An 18,775-nucleotide genomic window follows, 5' to 3' on the forward strand; every position below is an offset into this window, starting at 1 on the left:
ACGAATTCACATTCGGGCATTTAAGGAGTCAAGCCGCAATACCGAGCAAGACACTCGAAATAGGATCTTCTACATCCAGTTGCGTGGCCGGTGGCCCGTTCGCCGCACCATTCGCCGACGGCTTCGACCGCCCGCCGCACACGGCTGCACGGCATATGTGCGCAGCCCGGCGGGTGCGCTGCCATACGGCCATGACGACGGCGATCCAGGACCACGGCAGCACGCGCCCCGCGGGCCCACCGACGGGGCGCCACACGGAAGAACGGGTACTCGCCGAGCTGCAGCGCGAGCACGGTGCCGCACTGTTCACGTTCCTGCTCCGGCTCACCAGCGGGGACCGGCAGCGCGCCGAGGATCTCGTACAGGAGACTCTGCTGCGCGTCTGGCAGCACCCGGAAGCACTGGCTCCGGAAAACGGCTCGGTACGGCCCTGGCTCTTCACGGTCGGCCGCCGGCTCGCGATCGACGCACGGCGCGCGCGGCTCTCCCGCCCCACCGAGGTCGACGGCGCGTCCCTTGACCGCACGCCTGCCTGCGCCGACCACGCGGAGCGATCGGCAGCGGTCCTCGATGTACGCGACGCCGTACAAACCCTCAGCCCGGAGCATCGGGCCGTCCTCCATCAGGTGTACTTCCGCGATGCGAGCACCGCGGAGGCGGCCGCCGCTCTGGACATCCCGCCGGGTACCGTGAAGTCCCGTGCGTACTACGCGTTGCGCGCACTGCGACGAGTTCTCCCGGGTTACTCGGGCGACCTGCATTGAAACCGGCCACCGGGTCAAGCCTCCGCAAAGTCCCTTGCTCGCCGCCCCGTTGAGTAATCGGCTGATCCCAGCCGTTTACTCGGGTGAGGGCCGGAACCCTCGTCCGCACACGGACTGGAGGGGCCGGAGGAAGGGTGCACGATGCAGCACACGAACAGAGACGGCGCCGGCGGACCCGGCGAACTGACCGTGCCGATGGCGTGGTTGTACGCCGAGTACATCGCCGAGGAGCTGCTGCGCACCGGCGATCTGATGCCGCCCACGTCCTTCGAGTACCGCGCGGGGCGCGAGGCGCTGGCCCTGACCATCTTCCTGTCCGACGCCGAGGGCGAGTTGGCGGGCATCCGGGTCATCACCCAGCTGGACACCTGGCTCTCCCTGACGGCGTACGACCGCCCGTGGCAGGACTGGGTACGCGAGCGCCTGGACGTGCTGGAGGCCGAGGCCGCCACGACCGGTGGCGCCGAGCCCGATCTCGCGCTCGCACAGGCCGCCTGGCGCTGGCTCGAGGAGACGGAGCTGCTCGCGCCCGACCTGGACGCCGTACTCCACGAGGGCGGTCCGCAGCCCGACGAGGAGGAGGCGGAGGAGTCGCACGTGTGGACGCCCGCATGGCAACTGGGGCTCCCCCTGGGCCACTTGGCGATCCATCTGTTCTGACACCGGCTCTGCGCCGCGACCGGACGCCCCGTCAGCCGTCCTGGTGCGAGGACGGTGAAGAGTGCACGCCCGCACGGTACTTGGGGATCCTGACGGTGATCTTCATGCCCGCCCCGCGCCCGGTCTCGATGACCAGTCCGTAGGCATCGCCGAAGACGGTCCGCAGCCGCTCGTCGACGTTCGACAGGCCGATGCCCGCGGTGGGCCCGCCCTCGCCCCGCAGGATGCGGCGCAGCCGCTCAGGCACCATGCCCACCCCGTCGTCCTCGATGACGACCAGCGCCTCCGCCCCCGCGTCCTCCGCCCGGATGGTGATACGGCTGCGGGTGACGGCACCTTCGAGGCCGTGCTTCACGGCGTTCTCCACCAGCGGCTGCAGACACAGGAACGGCAGCGCGACCGGCAGCACTTCGGGGGCCACCTGCAGCGTCACGGAGAGCCGCTCGCCGAAGCGGGCCCGTACCAGGGCCAGATACTGGTCGATCGAGTGCAACTCGTCGGCGAGAGTGGTGAAGTCGCCGTGCGTCCGGAACGAGTAGCGGGTGAAGTCGGCGAATTCCAGAAGCAGTTCGCGTGCCCGCTCCGGGTCGGTGCGGACGAAGGACGCGATCGCCGCGAGCGAGTTGAACACGAAATGCGGTGAGATCTGCGCCCGCAGGGCCTTGATCTCCGCCTCGATGACCCGGGTGCGCGAGCGGTCGAGCTCGGCCAGTTCCAGCTGTACGGACACCCAGCGGGCGACTTCCTCGGTGGCTCTGGCCAGCACGGCCGACTCCCGTGGCGCGTAGGCGACCAGGGCGCCGAGCACCCGGTGGTCGACGATGATCGGCGCGGCCACCCCCCACCGGCGTGGGCAGTCGAGGTCACCGCAGGAGCAGTCGAAGGCGGCGCCCCGTCCGGAGTCGAGCAGGGTGGAGAGCTGGTCCATGACCGGGTCGCCGTGCTGGTCTCCCGTGCCGTCCCAGGCGAGGACGACGCTCCGGTTGGTCAGGCAGAGGGCGTCGGTGCCGAGCAGCGTGCGCAGCCGGCCCGCCGCCTTGCGCGCGGTGTCCTCGGTCAGCCCGGCGCGCAGCGGCGGCGCGGCGAGCGAGGCGGTGTGCAGGGTCTCGAACGTGGCGCGCTCGACGGGCGTGCCGACGTCGCTGTGTCCCGCGGGGTGGGCGGTACGGCGGCCGAGCAGGAAGCCGCCCGCGAGGAGCAGCGGGCACAGGGCGAGCAGCACGGCAGCCGCGGTGCCGGTCATCGGGCCCTCCGTTCGGCGGCGGGCGCGGCCGCCGGGGCGGCGCCGTCGGCTCCCTCGGCCGCGGCGGCGGTCTCCTGGACGCTGAGCGACTCGGGCAGGTGCAGCCGGGTCATGGTGGCGCTGGTGTGCGGCGGGACGCTGGAGCGGGTGGCCAGGGAGACGAGCACCATGGCGAGGAAGCCGACCGGCACGGACCAGACCGCGGGCCAGGCGAGCAGGGTGTGCAGCCAGCCGGATCCGGCCAGGCCGGTGACCGTCAGCGTGACGGCGACCAGCGCCGAGCCGCCGCCGAGGAGCAGGCCCGCGAGGGCACCGGGCGGGGTGAGTCCGCGCCACCAGATGCCGAGGACGAGCAGCGGGCAGAAGGACGATGCGGATACGGCGAACGCCATGCCCACGGCGTCCGCCACCGGCACTCCGGTGACGAGCAGCGCTCCGGCCAGCGGCACGAGCATGGCCAGTGCGGTGGCCAGACGGAAGTGGCGCACTCCGCGGGACGGCAGCACGTCCTGCGTGAGGACTCCGGCGACCGCCATGGTGAGGCCGGAGGCCGTGGACAGGAAGGCGGCGAAGGCACCTCCGGCGATCAGGGCACCCAGGAGGTCGCCGCCGATCCCGGAGACGAGTCGTTCGGGCATCAACAGGACTGCTGCGTCCGCCTGTTGGCTAAGGCTGAGCTCGGGGGCGTACATCCGGCCGAGTGCCCCGTACAGCGGTGGCAGCAGGTAGAAGGCGCCGATCAGGCCGAGTACGACGACGGTGGTGCGGCGTGCGGCACGGCCGTTGGGGCTGGTGTAGAAGCGGACGACGACGTGCGGGAGGCCCATGGTGCCGAGGAAGGTGGCGACGATCAGCCCGTACGTGGCGTACAGCGGATGGTCGGCGCGGCTGGTGGCGAGCGGCTGGCTGACACTGTCGGCGGATCCCGGCTCGCGGCGCGGCACTTCACCGCCCTCGGGGAAGGTGAGCCGGGTGCCGCCCGCGATGCGATGCGTGCCCTCGTCGAGGTGCACCGTGTCGCCTTCGTGCCGGCGGTCGTCCACGACGCCGTCGGCGCGGACGGTGAGCGGTGCACCGAGTTTCATGTCGACCGTGTCCTGGATGCGGACGGTGCGCTGTTCGCGGAAGCGGGCGGGCTCGTCGAACTCGGTGCCGGGACTGCCCTCGCCCTGCCAGGCGAGCACCAGGAACAGGGCGGGTACGAGGAGTGCGGTGAGCTTGAGCCAGTACTGGAAGGCCTGGACGAAGGTGATGCTGCGCATGCCGCCGGCCGCGACCGAGACGACCACCACCACCGCCACGAGAGTGCCACCGAACCAACGCGGCGCCCCGGTGAGAATCTCCAACGTCAGCCCCGCGCCCTGTAGTTGGGGCGTGAGATACAGCCAGCCGACTCCCACGACCAGCATGCTCACCAACAGCCGGACCTGCCGTGATTCGAGGCGGCCCTCGGCGAAGTCTGGGAGGGTGTAGGCGCCGGACCGGCGCAGGGGCGCGGCGACGAAGACGAGCAGGACGAGGTATCCGGCCGTGTATCCGACCGGGTACCAGAGCATGTCGGGGCCGTGCAGCAGGAGCAGGCCCGCGATGCCGAGGAAGGATGCGGCGGAGAGGTACTCGCCGCTGATGGCGGCCGCGTTGAGGCGGGGGCCGACGGTCCGCGAGGCGACGTAGAAGTCCGAGGTGGTGCGCGAGATGCGCAGGCCGAAGCCGCCGATGAGGACGGTGGCGAGGACCACGAGGGCGACCGCGGTGATCGCGTACGACTGCGGCACGACGGTCAGTCGCCTTCCGCCGGCCCGGCCGGGCGGCCGGACGCCTGCTCGGGTCCGTGCACCCCGTGCACCAGGCGGGCGAAGTCGCTCTCGTTGCGCTCGGCTCGGTGCACGTACCACCAGGCGATGCCGACCAGGACCGGGTAGCAGGCGAAGCCGAGGACGATCCAGACCACGGAGGCGTTGCCGAGGGCGTCGAAGAACAGGGGCAGTGTCACGACGGTGAGCGCCAGGAAGCCGAACGCGGTGAGCCCTGCCCGGAGTTGACTGCGCATCAGGGACCGGACATAGGCGGCGCCGAGTGTGGTCTGTTCGTCGATCTCGGACTGGGTCGGGTGCCCGGGCAGCCGGTGCACCCGGCGCGGCTCCCCGGTCACCACCTCACGTCGGGGCGCTGGCTCTGCGGACACGGCCAGGAGTGTACGGGGCATCCCGGCTGCGGCGGAAGGCCTGGCCCATAACGAACGGGCTGGTCAGCGGGCGGTCGGCGGCCGTTCGCCGCAGGCGCTCGGGGTGGCCGGGTCAGGTGCCGCTGGGGCGCATGAGGAGCTCCCGCAGCCGTGGGGCGTGGCGCCGGGACACGGCGAGTTCCGCGTCGCCTATCCGGACGCTCATACTGCCCGCGTCCAGGCGGAGTTCGTCGATACGGTGCAGGGCGACCAGATGACGCCGGTGGATGCGTACGAAGCCGTGCTGCTGCCAGCGTTCCTCGAGCGTGGCGAGCGGCACCCGCACCAGGTGGCTCTCCTCGCCGGTGTGCAGTCGGGCGTAGTCGCCCTGCGCCTCGGCGTAGGCGATGTCGGACACGGCCACGATCCGGGTCACGCCACCGAGTTCCACGGGAATGCTCTCGACGGTGGTGGCGGGTACCGGGCGCACGGCCCGGGTCTCGCGCGCGTCGACCTGTTCGGCGACGCGGCGTACCGCCTCGGCGAGCCGCTCCGTGCGGACCGGCTTGAGCACGTAGTCGACGGCCTTGAGGTCGAAGGCCTGCACGGCGAAGTCCTCGTGCGCGGTGACGAAGACGATCAGCGGCGGGCTGGCGAATCCGGCGATCAGCCGGGCGACGTCGAGTCCGGTGAGGCCCGCCATCTGGATGTCGAGGAAGAGTACGTCGACGGTGTCGGCGCTGTCGGGACCCGCCTCGAGCGCCCGGCCGATACGGCGCAGGGCCTGGTTGGCGTCCGTGGCCCCCTCGGCACTGCCGATCCGTGGATCGGCGCGCAGCAGGTAGAGCAGCTCGGCGAGGGCGGGTTCTTCGTCGTCGACGGCCAGTACGCGCAGCATGCGGCTGGAGTGTATGTGGTCGGCAGTCCCCGGCCAATGCTGGTGGGCGTGGAGCGGATGAGCGGTGCCTGACCGCCTGCCGCGAGCGGTGCCTGACCGCCTGCCTCGCGCGGGGCCCGCGCCTCAGCGCGCCGGAATCGTGAACTCGCACCACACGCATTTCCCGGACCCCCGCGACTCCACGCCCCACACCTCCGCGAGCTGGTCCACCAGCAGCAGCCCACGGCCCGACACTCCCGACTCCCCCGCTTCGCGCCGCCGGGGCAAGGCACTGGAGGTGTCCTCCACCTCGATGCGCAGCCGGCGTTCGGCCCCGGCGAGCACCCGCAGCGTGACGATGGCGGCACCTTCCGTGTGTATCAGCGCGTTGGTGATGAGTTCGTCCGCGACCAGTTCGATCTCGTCCGCGCTCTCGCCCGCACCCCAGGCGCGAACCGCGGCGCGGATCATGTGCCGGGCCTCGGTGAGCGCCTCGGGGTCGGTGGGACCGACGTGCTGCTGCAGCCGTCCGCCGGACTGCGGTGCGTCGGTCAGGCGGCGGCGCAGGAGCAGCAGCGCGGCGTCGTCGAGCCCAGAGGCCGCCTCGTCCGAGCCGCACAGGAGGTCCGCCAGTTCCGTCAGGTCCGCGGGGCCGGAGCCCACCAGCGAGGTCAGTCGCTGCAGACCGTCGTCCAGGTCGGCACCCGGCTCCTCGACAAGACCGTCCGTGCACATCACCAGGGTCTGCCCGGGGTCGAGCTCCACGGTCGTCACCGGGTACTCGAGCCGGCCGAACTCGGCGGAGAGGCCGAGCGGCATGGCGCCGTCCACGGGCAGCCGACGGCAGCCGCCGTCCGTGCCGCGCAGCAGCGGATCGATGTGTCCGGCCCGGACGAACTGCACGACTCCGGTGGAGAGTTCGGCCTCGGCGTACAGGCACGTTGCGAAGCGGTCGGTGTCGAGCTCGTGCAGGAAGGTGGAGGCCCGGGCCATCACGGTCGCCGGGTTGTGGCCCTCGGCGGCGTACGCCTTGAGGACGATGCGCAGCTGTCCCATGACGGCGGCCGCGTGGGTGTCGTGCCCCTGGACGTCGCCGATGACGGCTCCGACCTTGCCGCCGGGCAGGGGGATGACGTCGTACCAGTCACCGCCGACGTCCCTCCCCTCCCGGGCCGAGCGGTAGCGCACCGCGATGTCCGCGCCGGGGACGTCCGGGATGGTGCGGGGCAGCATCGCCTGCTGGAGGCCCTGCGCCAGGTCCTTCTCCTGCTCGAAGAGCATCGCGCGCTGCAGGCTCTGGGCGATGGAGCTGCAGAGCGCGACCAGCAGCGTCCGCTCCTCGGGTGTGAAGCCGGTCTTCCCGGTGTAGAGGAGTCCGATCGCGCCTATGGGTCTCGCCTGGGCGATCAGCGGCAGATACGCGGCGGCGGTGATCTCCAGGTGGGCGATGTGCGGCCACAGGATCGGGTACGACTCGGCGAAGTCGTCGCTGCTCTCGATGAACCGCGGCGCCATGGTGCGCACCACGTCACCCATCGGGTACGGCTCCTCGATACGGGTGATCGCGGTCCCCTCCACGTAGGCACCCTGCGGCCCGTCTGCGACGAGGCGGATCCTGCCGGACTCCACGAGGCCGACGACCAGGCTGGCCGGGCCGAAGCGGGAGATGCCCTGCGCGTCGCTGAGCACGTCGATGACGTCCTGCACGGTACGGGCGTGGGCGAGGGCGGCCGCGGTCGCCTGGACGACGCTGGTGTGGCGGCGGCGCTGGGCGTCCGTCTCCAGCCGGGCCTCGGTGTCGCTGAGCTCCTGGGTGGCGTCCCGGACGATGCCGATGATGCGGCGCGGGACTCCGGCGTCGTCGCGGCGGATGCAGCCCTGGGTGTGGGTCCACCGCAGAGTTCCGTCCCGCCGGCGGACGCGGAAGTACGCGCCGTAGTTCTCGCTCCCGTTCTTCAGGGCGCGGGACACCATGCCGTCCAGACGGTGCCCGTCGGCCGGCGGCACGCGGTCGGCCAGGGACAGCGGGCGTCCGTCGTACTCCTCCTCGGTGAGGTCGAAGATCTCGCGTGCCTGGGCGTCGATGTGCATGAGACCTGTGACGAGGTCCCAGTCGAAGGTGCCCATCCGGTTGAGCGCCAGGATCGGATCCGGGTCCAGGGGCCAGTCGTCCGGGAATGCCAGGGCGCTCGCTCCCCGATCAACCATGTGGCCACCTTGCCACCATTCGTACCCTTTTTCGACATTTGCCGATGTTGGAGACAGTGGCCCGGGACCGCCTCGCGGACGCGGCTGTCGGCAGCCGACGGCGTGGAGGTCCCGGGCCCGTGCGGATCAGCTCCGGCCGGCGCCGGGTTGCGGTGTCGGGCAGCCGTCCGGGATCGGCAGGGCGGCTCCGTCGGGCCCGGTGGGCAGCACCGTCGGGCAGTCGGCCGGGGAGTTCTGGTCCGTGGTTCCGTCGGGGCTCCGGTCCGCGGATTCGTCCGGGGCGGGGCTGTCGTCCTGCGCGTCGGGGCTTTCCTGGTCGTCCAGGCCGTCGGGGTCGCTCTGCCCGTCGGAGTCCTGCTGGTCCGGGTCGTCGGTCGCCGTGGGGTCGTCCGGGTTCACCGACGCGTCCGGGTCGTCCGGGTCCGTCGAGTCGTCCGGATCGGTGGTGTCGTCGTCCGGGTCGGTGGACTGGTCGTCCGGACCGGTGGTGTCGTCGTCCGGCTCCGTGGTGTCGTCGTCCGGCTCCGTGGTGTCGTCGTCCGGATCGGTCGGGTCGTCGTCCGGGGTCGGCGACGGCGGCGGGACCGGCTTGTCGCGGCGGCCGTCGTCGCCGATGGGGCGCTCGATCCAGGTGTTGTTGGTGACGTTGACGAGGGTGATGTTGTTGATCACCTGGGTCGACTGGTTGATCACCACGACCTGGTTCACCTGATACCCCGGCCACTGCTTGCCCTGGTGGCGCGGGCTGCCGTTGAGCTGCACCGGCGGGGTCAGCGGATTGCCGCAGGCGCAGCGCACCCGGGGCAGCCCGCGGTTGTCCACCAGGACCGCGGTGCCGGCCTGCATCACCGACTGGAAGGCGTTCGCACTCCCGGACCGGAAGCCGTGGTTGGTGATCCGAGTGTCGGCGCGCAGCTGGACGGGCGTGAGCCCGCGCAGGTAGCCGGTCACCTCGGACGAGCTGATCCCCACGGTCTCGGCGAACGCCGTGGCCTTCGCGGAGTGGGCCGTCAGATAGCGGATCTGCTTCTCGACATCGCAGCTGCTCACGGACTTGGTTCCGCCGTAGAGCCCGGGGGTGTCTCCGGAGAGGCTGCGCGTGCCCTCCTGGTTCGACGTACCCGAATCGTTCGGTTGCGGCGATCGGGTGACGGGGGGCGGTGTCGCTGACTGCGCGGCGGTGGAGTCGGTGAACGGGTCCGAACCCTCCGCGGCCACCGGCTCCAGGAACAGTTCCTGGTCGGAGGCGGCGGCCACGCCGGTCTGTCCACCGGCCGAGCAACCGGCGAGGGCGAAGGCGGCGCTCGCCGCGAGGGCCGTGGGTATGGCGAAGGCTTTGGCTCTCCGCCTCGTCGGTCGCATCACACCGCACTCCCAGTTCAATTCGGGGCGTTCATGTCCTGTCGTCCTTGTTCGTCCACCATTGTCTGAGGCGTGTCCGACCGGCCCGCAAGCCGAGCGAGCGCCTGCGGAGTCACACTGGGGGCGTGGAGTGGTTCTCTGCGCCCGAGTACTGGCCGGCCCGGCTGGTCTTCCAGCGGGCCCTCGCCGCGGTGTACCTCGTCGCGTTCGTGGGTGCGGCCCTGCAGTTCCGGGCGCTGATCGGCGAGCGCGGGATGCTGCCGGTCCCCCGCCTCGTCGCCGGGGTGCCCTTCCGTCGGGCCCCGAGCCTGTTCCAACTGCACTACTCGGACCGGCTGTTCGCGCTGTGCGCGTGGACCGGCGCGGCCTGCGCGGCAGTGCTCCTCGCAGGCCTGGACGGCGACCTGCCGCCGGCCGCGGCGATGACCCTCTGGGCCGTGCCCTGGGTTCTGTACCTGTCCATCGTGAACGTCGGGCAGACCTGGTACGGATTCGGCTGGGAGTCACTGCTCCTCGAAGCCGGGTTCCTTGCCGTGTTCCTCGGCCCGTCCCATGTCGCCCCACCGGTCCTGGTGCTCTGGCTGCTGCGCTGGCTGCTGTTCCGGGTCGAGTTCGGCGCGGGCCTGATCAAGTGGCGCGGCGATCCCTGCTGGCGGCAGCTGACCTGCTTGGACTTCCATCACGAGACACAGCCCATGCCTGGCCCGCTGAGCTGGTTCTTCCACCGGCTCCCGAAGCCGGTGCACCGGATGGAGGTGGCCGCGAACCACGTCACGCAGCTCCTGGTCCCGTTCCTGATCCTGACGCCCCAGCCGGTCGCCTCGGTGGCCGCCGGAATCGTCGTCGTCACCCAGCTGTGGCTGGTCCTGTCCGGCAACTTCGCCTGGCTCAACTGGCTGACCATCGCGCTCGCCGCCTCCGCGATCGACTACACCCCGCTCGCCGGCCCGCCACCCACCCTCGACGCCCCGCCTCTCTGGTACGAGATCGTCGTCCTGTGCGTGACGGGCCTGATCCTCGCGCTCAGCATCCGTCCAGTTCGCAACCTGCTGTCCCGCCGGCAGGTGATGAACCGCTCCTTCGACTCGCTCCACCTGGTCAACACCTACGGCGCCTTCGGCACGGTCGGTCGGGTGCGCCACGAGATCGTGGTGGAGGGCACGGACCGGCCTCGCCCACCGACCGACGACGCGGACTGGCGGGAGTACGGATTCCGTGGCAAGCCCGGTGAAGTACGGCGGCTGCCACGGCAGTTCGCCCCGTACCATCTGCGGCTCGACTGGATGATGTGGTTCGCGGCGTTGAGTCCGCGCTACGCGGAGCCGTGGTTCGGCGGATTCGTCGAGCGGTTGCTCGAGGGCGACCGGGACGTCCTGCGCCTGCTGCGCCACAATCCGTTTCCCGACGGGCCGCCGACGTATGTGCGCGCTCGCCTCTGCCGGTACCGATTCACCACCTGGCGTGAACTGCGGTCCACGGGAGCCTGGTGGCATCGGGACCACTTGCGCGTCTTCCTGCCGCCGACCCGCCTCGACACCACCGCTCCACCCGCGGACGCCCGGCCTCCTCAGAGCCCGTAAGCGCGCCGGGCCGTGCCGGAGAACACCTCCGCCCGTTCCGCGTCCGTCAACTGCCCGGTCAACTCGTCTGCGGCATCCAGTACTTCCTCGTATCCGGCAGCCAGCGTGCACACCGGCCAGTCCGAGCCGAACATCAGGCGCCGAGGGCCGAAAGCCTCGAGAACAGTGTCCGCGTACGGCGCGAGGTCCGCCGTGGTCCAGGCAGCGGGATCGGCTTCGGTGACCATGCCGGACAGTTTGCAGACGGTGTTGGGGAGCGCCGCGAGGGCCCCGATGTCCGTGGCCCAGGGGGTGCGGGCCCCTGCGGCGATCGGCGGCTTGCCCAAGTGGTCGAGTACGAAGGTGAGTCGCGGGTGGCGTCGGGCGACCTCGGTGCAGGCAGGGAGCTGGTGCGGGAGTACCACCAGGTCGTACGCGAGTCCGGCCGCGGCCACCGCCTCGAGGCCGCGCCGGACGTCCGGGCGCAGCAGCCAGTCCGGGTCGGGCTCGCCCTGCACCTGGTGACGGACGCTCACCAGGTGTTGCCCACCGGTCAGTTGGCGCAGCCTGTGGAGCTCGTCGGCAACGGCGGGGGCGGTGAGGTCGGTCCAGCCCACGACTCCGGCGACCAGGTCGTTGCGTACGGCGACGGCCAGAAGTTCGGGGGTCTCGTCGGCGACGGTGACGGTCTGCACGAGGACGCTCGCCACGACTCCGGCGGCCCGTGCGGCGGGCTCCATCTCCTCGATCGTGAAGTCGCGGCGGATCGGGGCGAGTTCGGGCCCGGCGATCCACTCCTGGTCCCGCACGGACAGGTCCCAGACATGGTGGTGCGCGTCCACGACCGAGGCGGGTCTACGGACTGAGGCGGGTGCACGCTCCGTGGGGTCGGCCATGGTTCGCGCGGCTCCTGTCGGTCTCGTCGGGGGGCGGGCCGGTTCGGGCTTCGTCATGCCCCGCAGGGTGGGACGGCGGGGGCCGTGGGTACCGGGACGTCCGGTGCGAGCAGGCCCTCTGCGCGCAGTTCGTCCCACAGTGCGGTCGGCACGGGGCGCTGGAACCCCCTTACCGCGTCGGCCACTTCGGCCGCGGAGCGCGCGCCGACGAGTACCGAGGCGACGGCAGGGTGGCCGAACGGGAAGGCGAGGGCCGCCGCCCGCAGTGTGGTGCCGTGCCGGTGCGCCGCCTCCTTCATGCGTAAGGCGCGGACCAGCACTTCCCGGGGCGCCTCGGCGTAGTCGTAGGTGGTGCCGGGGGCGGGGTCGGCGAGCAGCCCGGAGTTGAAGACGCCGCCGATCACCACGCTCCTGCCTCGGGCGGCCGCCGTGGGCAGCAGGTCGGCCAGGGCGCTCGGGTCGAGCAGGGTGTACCTGCCGGCGCACAGCACCGTGTCGACGTCGGTGTCCCGGACGAATCGGGTGAGCATGCGCGTCTGGTTCATGCCCGCGCCGATGGCGCCGACCATGCCCTCGTCGCGCAGCTCCTCCAGGGCCGGGTAGGCCTCGGCGAAGGCCTGTTCGGCATGATCGTCGGGGTCGTGGAGGTACACCAGATCGACCCGGTCGAGTCCGAGGCGGCCGAGACTCTCCTCGAGACTGCGGCGCACGCCGTCGGCGCTGAAGTCCCAGACCCGGCGGTGCGTCGCCGGGGCCGCGAAGCCGTGCGCCAGGTCGTCGCCGTACGGCGGTGGCTGCTCCACCAGGAGGCGGCCGACCTTGGTGGACACCACGAACGAGTCCCGGTCGCGCCCGCGCAGGGCTGCCCCCAGTCGCCGCTCGGACAGGCCCACGCCGTAGTGCGGCGCGGTGTCGTAGGAGCGGATGCCCGCGTCCCAGGCCGCGTCGACGGCAGCGGCGGCCTGTTCGTCGCCGACCTCCGTGTAGAGGCCCGCGAGTGCCGCGGCTCCGAAGGACAGCCGGGTGGGCCGCACCGGGCCGGCGCCGAGCCGGGTGCGCTCGGCGGCGGGGTGGCCGCCCGGCGGCGCTTCGGTAGGTGGTCCGCACGTCATGACTGTGCGGGGCGCAGCCTGAGTCCTTGCATTCCGCCGTCCACCGCGAGCGAGGCGCCGGTCGTGGCGCCGGAGGCCGGGCTCGCCAGATAGGCGATGGCTCCGGCCACTTCGTCCGCGGTGACCAGGCGTCCGGTGGGCTGGCGTGCCGCGAGGGCGGCGCGTTCGGCCTCCGGGTCCGGCGCGGCGTCGAGGAGACGGCCGATCCAGGGGGTGTCCGCGGTGCCGGGGTTCACGCAGTTCACCCGGATCCCCTCCCGGATGTGGTCGGCCGCCATGGCCAGGGTGAGGGAGAGTACGGCGCCCTTGGAGGCGCTGTAGAGGGCGCGTTGCGGCAGTCCTGCCGTGGCCGCGATGGAGCAGGTGTTGACCACGGCGGCGTGGCGGGAGTCCCGGAGGTAGGGCAGGGCGGCGCGGGTGGTACGCACGATGCCGAGGACGTTGACGTCCAGGACACGGTGCCACTGCTCGTCGTCGTTGTCCTCGACGGTGCCCTGGGCTCCGATGCCCGCGTTGTTGACGAGGATGTCCAGGCCGCCCATCTGCGCTGCGGCCGAGGTCACCGCGGCACGTACGCGGGCGTCGTCGGTGACGTCGGCGCGGCGGGCGAGCAGGTGCTCGGCCACGCCGGCGGTGTCCAGGTCGAGGACGGTCACCGTCGAGCCACGGGCGGCGAGCAGGTCGGCGGTGGCCCGTCCGATGCCGGATGCTCCGCCGGTGACCAGGGCCCTGAGTCCCTCGTACTCGGATGCTGCGGTCGTCATGCGCCTGCTCCGTTCTGACTGGCCTCGGGAGTCGCCCAGCAGGTACCGCCGGGGAAGAGGAACTCGGTGAGGGTCTCCGGCCGCATCGCGGCGGAGAATCCGGGCGCGGTGGGCGGCAGATAGTGGCCGTCGCGCAGGGTGACCGGGTCGAGGAAGTTCTCGTGCAGGTGGTCGACGTACTCGATGACCCGGTTCTCGGTGGTGCCGGTGAGTGCCACGTAGTCGAACATCGAGAGGTGCTGGACGAGTTCGCACAGTCCCACGCCGCCGGCGTGCGGGCAGACGGGGACGTCGAACTTGGCGGCGAGGAGGAGGATCGCGAGGTTCTCGTTCACTCCGCCGACCCGGGCGGCGTCGATCTGCAGGACGTCGATGGCGCCGGCCTGCAGCAGCTGTTTGAAGACGATGCGGTTCTGTACGTGCTCGCCGGTGGCGACCTGGACCGGTGCGACGGCGCGTCGGATGGCCGCGTGGCCGAGGACGTCGTCGGGGCTGGTGGGCTCCTCGATCCAGTACGGGTCGTAGGGGCTGAGGGCGCGGGTCCAGCGGATTGCCTCGTCGACGTTCCACCGCTGGTTGGCGTCGACGGCGATGCGGATGCCGTCGCCTACGGCGGAGCGGGCGGTGCGCATTCTTCGCAGGTCGTCGTCGAGGTCCGCGCCGACCTTGAGCTTGATCTGGGTGAAGCCGTCGGCGACGGCCTCGGTAGCGAGCCGGGTGAGCTTCTGGTCGGAGTAGCCGAGCCAGCCGGGCGATGTCGTGTACGCGGGGTAGCCGCGCTCGTGGAGGTTCCGGATGCGGTCGGCGGCTCCGTCCTTGCCGCGCCGCAGCATGTCGAGGGCTTCGTCAGGGGTCAGTGCGTCGGTGATGTAGCGGAAGTCGATCTGGGACGCCAGCCAGGCCGGGTCGGCCTCGGCGAGCAGTTGCCACAGCGGCCGCTCCGCGCGCTTGGCGGCCAGGTCCCAGACGGCGTTCATCACGGCGCCGATCGCCATGTGCATCACGCCCTTCTCCGGCCCCAGCCAACGGAGTTGACTGTCGCCCGTCAGGTCGCGGTTCAGTGAACCCGGGTCGGCGCAGAGGGCGTCGAGGGGGCGCCCCAGGAGGTGCGGGCGCAGGGCTTCGATGGCGGCGACCTGTATCTCGTTGCCGCGTCCGATGGTGAACGAGAAGCCGTGGCCCTCGTGCCCGTCGGGCGAGTCGGTGCGCAGCACCACATAGGCGGCGGAGTAGTCGGGGTCCGGGTTCATGGCGTCGGACCCGTCGAGCTCCCGCGAGGTGGGGAAGCGGATGTCGTACGTCTGCACGGCGGTGACGCGGGCGATGCCCGACGGCACGGTGGCGGACGCGGCGGTCCCGGACGATGCGGTGGAAGTCAAGGGGTCCCTCTCGGGGAAGGCGCAGGTCAGTCCTGTGCGCGGCCGGTGGTGACGCGGGCGATCATCAGGGCGACGAGGATGATGCCGCCGTAGATGGCCTGGATCCAGAACGACGGCACCTGGGCCAGCGTGAGCAGGTTCTGTACGACGCCGAGCAGCAGTACACCGGTGAGTGCGCCGAACATGGTGCCCTTGCCGCCGTCCAGACTGATCCCGCCGATCACCGCGGCCGCGAACACGGTGAAGATCATGTTCTGGCCCTGGTTGGCGTTGATGGCACCGACGTACCCGGTCTGGATCAGGCCGCCGAGCGCGGCGAGGACTCCTGCGGTCACGAAGACGCCGAGCATCACCCGCTCCACTCGGATACCGGCGGCGCGGGCCGCCTCGGGGTTGCCGCCGATCGCGTAGAGCGCGCGGCCGACCCGGTGGTACTTGAGGACGAGTCCCGCGAGGCCGAACGCCGCCGCGGCCAGCCACACCGACATCGGGATGGTGAGGAACGTGGTGGTGGCGAGGGTGTAGAAGGAGTCGGGCATCCCGAAGAGGGTCTTGCCCTCGGTGGCGCCGACGAGCAGTCCGCGCAGCACGATCAGCATGGCGAGCGTGACGATGAAGGCGTTGAGCTTGAGCTTGACGACCAGAACGCCGTTGAACGCGCCGATCACCGCGCCGACCAGGAGGATCGCCGACACCGCGACCACAGCGGGCAGTTCGGTGCCGAATCCGGCCTGGGCGGCGGGCAGCACGAGCAGCGCACCGACGGCCGGCGCGATCCCGACGACCGATTCGAGCGACAGGTCGAACTTCCCGGTGATCAGCACCAGTGCCTCGGCGAGCACCACCATGGCGAGTGCGGCGGAGGCGCCGAGAATGGAGATGAGATTACGCTCGGTCAGGAACGAGTCGTTGAGCAGCGCCCCGAGCACGAGCAGCAGCAACAGAGCCGGAACGAGCGCGAGTTCACGGGCCCGGCGCAGCAGTACGGAGCGACCGCCACGACCGCTCTGCTGGTGTTTGCCGGTGTGGCCCGCCGTGACCGAGGCCGCCGCGGCCTTGGTGTCAGCCATGGTCCACTCCTTCGATGGAGGCGATCAGCTCGTGGTCGTGCCAGCCCGCCGGGTGTTCGTCGACGATCCGGCCGTGGAAGAGGACGAGCACCCGGTCGCAGCGGCGCAGGTCGTCGAGTTCGTCGGAGACCACCAGTACGGCCGTGCCGTCCTCCCGGCAGCTGTCCATGTGCGCGAGCAGTGACTCCTTGGACTTCACGTCCACGCCCGCGGTCGGGTTGACGAGGACGAGGAGCCGGGGGTCGGAGGCGAGCGCTCTGGCCATCACCACCTTCTGGGCGTTGCCGCCGGACAGGTCGGACACGGGCTGGTGGGGGCCTTCCGTGTGGATGTCCAGGCGGTCGATCAGTCCGTCCGCGAACGTCGCGCGCCGCTCGGTGCCCACGAATCCGTACCGTCCGAGCCGGGACAGGACCATCATGGTCGCGTTGTCCCCGATCGTCATGCCGGGGACGAGTCCCTGGTCGTGCCGGTCACGCGGTACGCACCCGACGCCGGCTCTCAGGGTGGCCGGCACGTCGCCGAACGGCAGCTGCTTTCCGTCGAGTTGGGCTGTGCCCGACGTCGGGGTGTGCAGTCCGGCGAGACTCTCGGCCAGCTCGGTCTTGCCGCTGCCGCTGATCCCGGCGAGCCCGACGACCTCTCCCCCGCGGACGGCGAACGAGATGTCGGCGTACGCCTCTGCGGTGAGACCCGACACGGTGAGGAGTTCGGGGGCGTCGTCCAGCGCTGCCGTCGGCCTCGCCGCGCTGCCGGTGAACGCTTCGCCCGCCATCGCCTCCACCAGCTCTGCGCGCGGGAGTTCGGCCACCGGCGCGGTGGTGATCCAGCGTGCGTCGCGCAGTACGGTCACGGTCTGACAGACCTCGTAGACCTCCTGCAGGTGGTGCGAGATGAACAAGAACGTCACCCCGGATTCCTGCAGCGAACGCATCCGGCCGAAGAGCCGCTCGATCTCCCGTTTGTCGAGCTGCGCGGTCGGCTCGTCGAGGATGATGAAGCGCGCGCCGAAGCTCAGGGCCCGGGCGATCTCCACCATCTGCCGGTCCTCGACGCGGAGTTCGGCGGTGCGGGCGTCCGGGTCGACGTGTACGTCCCAGGTGGCGAGGACCTCGGCGGCCTGCTCGTGCAGTACCCGCCAGTTGATGAGGCCGCCGCGGCCCGTCGGCTGGCGGTTGATGAACAGGTTCTCCGCGACGGTGAGTTCGGGTACGACGGTGGGTTTCTGGTAGACGCAGGCCACCTTGGTGCGCCAGGCGTCACGGTCGGCGAGAGCAGGAGCGGGGCCGCCGTCGAAGCGGACGGCACCCTCGTCGGGGGCCTGCAGTCCGGTCAGAATGTTCACGAGCGTGGACTTGCCCGCGCCGTTGCGGCCGACGAGGGCGTGGGACTCACCGGGCATGACGGCGATGCGGCCGTCCTGCAGGGCGACGGTGGGTCCGTACCGTTTGGCGACGCCCTCCGCCTCCACCAGGGGGATGGACGGAGTACTCATTCGACGGTGTTTCCCCACAGATCGGAGTCGTCGACGTTCTTCCTGGTCACCAGCGGGGCCGGCAACTGGTCCTCGAGGAGACCGTTCGGCAGCTTCACGATCTTCGAACCGTGGTCGGTGGGACCGGGTTTGAAGGTCTTCCCCGCCATCGCGGCCTTGATGTAGTGCATGCCGTACTCGGCATACGCGTCCGCCGGCTGGGAGACCGTGACGTCGATCTGGCCCTTGCGGATGGCGTCGAACTCCTGCGGGATGCCGTCGTTCGACACGATCGAGATGTGGCCCTTCGTGCCGGCCTTCTTGAGCATCCCCTTGGACTTCAGGGTCTGCAGGGTGGGTGCGAGGTAGACGCCGCCCGCCTGCAGGTAGATGCCTTTGATGTCGGGGTTGGCGTTGAGCAGCGTGTCCAGCTTGGACGCGGCGGTGTCCGACTCCCATTTGGCGGGGATCTCCAGGACCTTGAGGTCCGGGTACTTCTTCTTCACGCAGGAGCGGAACGCCTCGGAGCGTTCCCGGCCGTTGACGGACGCCAGATCTCCCATGACCTGGACGACCTTGCCGCTCTTGACCTGTCCGCCGAGGAATGCGCAGGCCTTCTGCCCGTAGGCGACATTGTTGGCGCGGACCACCATCGCGACCTTGCCCTCCTCGGGCGCCACGTCGACGGCGACGACGGGCACACCCTTGCGTTCGGCCTGGTCGAGTCCGGCGGAGACGGCGGCACTGTCCAAAGGAGCCACGACGAGGCCGGCGACGCCCTGGTTGAGCTGGTTGTTGATGTCGGTGATCTGCTGCGACGAGTCGCTGTTGGAGTTGACGGTCTTGAGGGCGTCGACTCCCTGGGACTTCGCCATCTTCGGCACGTAGTCGTTGTACGACTGCCAGAAGGGCGAGGTCAGCAGCGGCAGGATCACTCCGACCCTGCCGCCCTCGCCGTCCTTGCCTCCCGAGCCCGGTGAGGCGCCGGTGTCCTTGGTGCTGCCGCACGCCGCGAGTAGCAGGGCGGCTCCGAGCGCCGCTGCCGTGACGCGCACGGCCCGTGGGCTGATTCGCACAGTTCTGCCGACCATACGGCGGCTCCTCATGAGGCGACTGTTGGGCGAGTGCGAGGAATATTTATCAGACCACTTGGCGCGCACAACACCCTTCGGCGCTAACTTTCCCTGCTTACTCGGCATGGTGGTCGGACCACTTCGCTGACTAGACTGCGGCGCACCCGGTG

Annotated in this window: 16 protein-coding genes; 3 read left to right on the forward strand and 13 right to left on the reverse strand. The window is 70.8% G+C overall.

Annotation, left to right across the window (positions count from 1 at the left end):
• Positions 1 to 191 precede the first annotated feature (191 nt).
• Together DSC45_RS03570 and DSC45_RS03575 are read left to right on the forward strand one after the other, a co-directional pair.
• On the forward strand, positions 192 to 764 hold the full coding sequence (locus DSC45_RS03570) for a sigma-70 family RNA polymerase sigma factor (protein WP_346426642.1): 573 nt from the start codon (positions 192 to 194) through the stop codon (positions 762 to 764).
• Between the two features lie 141 nt (positions 765 to 905).
• Positions 906 to 1,424 carry a hypothetical protein gene (locus DSC45_RS03575; protein WP_119287021.1) on the forward strand — a complete coding sequence of 173 codons (519 nt, stop codon included), beginning with the start codon at positions 906 to 908 and terminating at the stop codon, positions 1,422 to 1,424.
• Between the two features lie 31 nt (positions 1,425 to 1,455).
• Here the strand turns inward: DSC45_RS03575 and DSC45_RS03580 are convergent, their stop codons facing one another.
• The 6 genes from DSC45_RS03580 to DSC45_RS03605 form a co-directional block, all read right to left on the reverse strand.
• Entirely contained in the window at positions 1,456 to 2,667 is a 1,212-nt protein-coding gene (locus tag DSC45_RS03580) for a sensor histidine kinase (RefSeq protein ID WP_119287023.1), read from the reverse strand.
• Positions 2,664 to 4,442 (reverse strand): sodium/solute symporter, encoded by a 1,779-nt coding sequence (locus DSC45_RS03585; protein WP_119287025.1) that lies wholly within the window; start codon positions 4,440 to 4,442, stop codon positions 2,664 to 2,666. The genes DSC45_RS03580 and DSC45_RS03585 overlap by 4 nt, the downstream gene beginning before the upstream one ends.
• Before the next feature lie 5 nt (positions 4,443 to 4,447).
• Positions 4,448 to 4,852, reverse strand: a complete 405-nt coding sequence (locus DSC45_RS03590) for a hypothetical protein (protein ID WP_162929112.1) — start codon at positions 4,850 to 4,852, stop codon at positions 4,448 to 4,450.
• 112 nt (positions 4,853 to 4,964) lie between these two features.
• Positions 4,965 to 5,729, reverse strand: a complete 765-nt coding sequence (locus DSC45_RS03595; protein ID WP_119287027.1) for a LytR/AlgR family response regulator transcription factor — start codon at positions 5,727 to 5,729, stop codon at positions 4,965 to 4,967.
• Positions 5,730 to 5,852: 123 nt separating this feature from the next.
• A complete protein-coding gene (locus tag DSC45_RS03600) occupies positions 5,853 to 7,916 on the reverse strand; it encodes a SpoIIE family protein phosphatase (RefSeq protein WP_119287029.1) in 2,064 nt (687 codons plus the stop codon).
• Positions 7,917 to 8,042: 126 nt separating this feature from the next.
• Positions 8,043 to 9,278, reverse strand: a complete 1,236-nt coding sequence (locus DSC45_RS03605; protein WP_162929113.1) for a DUF6777 domain-containing protein — start codon at positions 9,276 to 9,278, stop codon at positions 8,043 to 8,045.
• A gap of 125 nt (positions 9,279 to 9,403) precedes the next feature.
• Here DSC45_RS03605 and DSC45_RS03610 point away from each other — a divergent pair, with 125 nt between their 5' ends.
• On the forward strand, positions 9,404 to 10,858 hold the full coding sequence (locus DSC45_RS03610; protein WP_119287032.1) for a lipase maturation factor family protein: 1,455 nt from the start codon (positions 9,404 to 9,406) through the stop codon (positions 10,856 to 10,858).
• Here the strand turns inward: DSC45_RS03610 and DSC45_RS03615 are convergent.
• The 7 genes from DSC45_RS03615 to DSC45_RS03645 all read right to left on the reverse strand — a co-directional run bounded on the left by DSC45_RS03615 (position 10,846) and on the right by DSC45_RS03645 (position 18,623).
• Positions 10,846 to 11,733 (reverse strand): amidohydrolase family protein, encoded by an 888-nt coding sequence (locus DSC45_RS03615; RefSeq protein ID WP_119287033.1) that lies wholly within the window; start codon positions 11,731 to 11,733, stop codon positions 10,846 to 10,848. The genes DSC45_RS03610 and DSC45_RS03615 overlap by 13 nt on opposite strands.
• 53 nt (positions 11,734 to 11,786) lie before the next feature.
• Positions 11,787 to 12,845 (reverse strand): aldo/keto reductase, encoded by a 1,059-nt coding sequence (locus DSC45_RS03620; RefSeq protein WP_119287035.1) that lies wholly within the window; start codon positions 12,843 to 12,845, stop codon positions 11,787 to 11,789.
• On the reverse strand, positions 12,842 to 13,609 hold the full coding sequence (locus DSC45_RS03625; RefSeq protein WP_119287037.1) for an SDR family NAD(P)-dependent oxidoreductase: 768 nt from the start codon (positions 13,607 to 13,609) through the stop codon (positions 12,842 to 12,844). Before DSC45_RS03625 ends, DSC45_RS03620 begins: the two co-directional genes overlap by 4 nt.
• Positions 13,606 to 14,946 (reverse strand): L-fuconate dehydratase, encoded by a 1,341-nt coding sequence (locus DSC45_RS03630; protein WP_119287653.1) that lies wholly within the window; start codon positions 14,944 to 14,946, stop codon positions 13,606 to 13,608. The genes DSC45_RS03625 and DSC45_RS03630 overlap by 4 nt, the downstream gene beginning before the upstream one ends.
• Before the next feature lie 68 nt (positions 14,947 to 15,014).
• On the reverse strand, positions 15,015 to 16,058 hold the full coding sequence (locus DSC45_RS03635; protein WP_240434440.1) for an ABC transporter permease: 1,044 nt from the start codon (positions 16,056 to 16,058) through the stop codon (positions 15,015 to 15,017).
• Positions 16,051 to 17,553: a sugar ABC transporter ATP-binding protein gene (locus DSC45_RS03640; protein ID WP_119287038.1), complete on the reverse strand. Its 1,503-nt coding sequence runs from the start codon at positions 17,551 to 17,553 to the stop codon at positions 16,051 to 16,053. The genes DSC45_RS03635 and DSC45_RS03640 overlap by 8 nt, the downstream gene beginning before the upstream one ends.
• Positions 17,550 to 18,623, reverse strand: a complete 1,074-nt coding sequence (locus DSC45_RS03645; protein WP_119287040.1) for a sugar ABC transporter substrate-binding protein — start codon at positions 18,621 to 18,623, stop codon at positions 17,550 to 17,552. Before DSC45_RS03645 ends, DSC45_RS03640 begins: the two co-directional genes overlap by 4 nt.
• Positions 18,624 to 18,775: the final 152 nt, after the last annotated feature.

The sequence above is a fragment of the Streptomyces sp. YIM 130001 genome (assembly GCF_003574445.1).
Lineage (GTDB): Bacteria > Actinomycetota > Actinomycetes > Streptomycetales > Streptomycetaceae > Streptomyces.

Bases quoted from the DNA above. Each gene is read 5' to 3' on its own strand.
- DSC45_RS03625 (WP_119287037.1), bottom strand. From the start codon at position 13,609: ATGACGACCGCAGCATCCGAGTACGAGGGACTCAGGGCCCTGGTCACC.
- DSC45_RS03635 (WP_240434440.1), bottom strand. From the start codon at position 16,058: ATGGCTGACACCAAGGCCGCGGCGGCCTCGGTCACGGCGGGCCACACC.
- DSC45_RS03595 (WP_119287027.1), bottom strand. From the start codon at position 5,729: ATGCTGCGCGTACTGGCCGTCGACGACGAAGAACCCGCCCTCGCCGAG.
- DSC45_RS03580 (WP_119287023.1), bottom strand. From the start codon at position 2,667: ATGACCGGCACCGCGGCTGCCGTGCTGCTCGCCCTGTGCCCGCTGCTC.
- DSC45_RS03575 (WP_119287021.1), top strand. From the start codon at position 906: ATGCAGCACACGAACAGAGACGGCGCCGGCGGACCCGGCGAACTGACC.
- DSC45_RS03615 (WP_119287033.1), bottom strand. From the start codon at position 11,733: ATGGCCGACCCCACGGAGCGTGCACCCGCCTCAGTCCGTAGACCCGCC.
- DSC45_RS03570 (WP_346426642.1), top strand. From the start codon at position 192: ATGACGACGGCGATCCAGGACCACGGCAGCACGCGCCCCGCGGGCCCA.
- DSC45_RS03600 (WP_119287029.1), bottom strand. From the start codon at position 7,916: ATGGTTGATCGGGGAGCGAGCGCCCTGGCATTCCCGGACGACTGGCCC.
- DSC45_RS03640 (WP_119287038.1), bottom strand. From the start codon at position 17,553: ATGAGTACTCCGTCCATCCCCCTGGTGGAGGCGGAGGGCGTCGCCAAA.
- DSC45_RS03605 (WP_162929113.1), bottom strand. From the start codon at position 9,278: ATGCGACCGACGAGGCGGAGAGCCAAAGCCTTCGCCATACCCACGGCC.
- DSC45_RS03620 (WP_119287035.1), bottom strand. From the start codon at position 12,845: ATGACGTGCGGACCACCTACCGAAGCGCCGCCGGGCGGCCACCCCGCC.
- DSC45_RS03645 (WP_119287040.1), bottom strand. From the start codon at position 18,623: ATGGTCGGCAGAACTGTGCGAATCAGCCCACGGGCCGTGCGCGTCACG.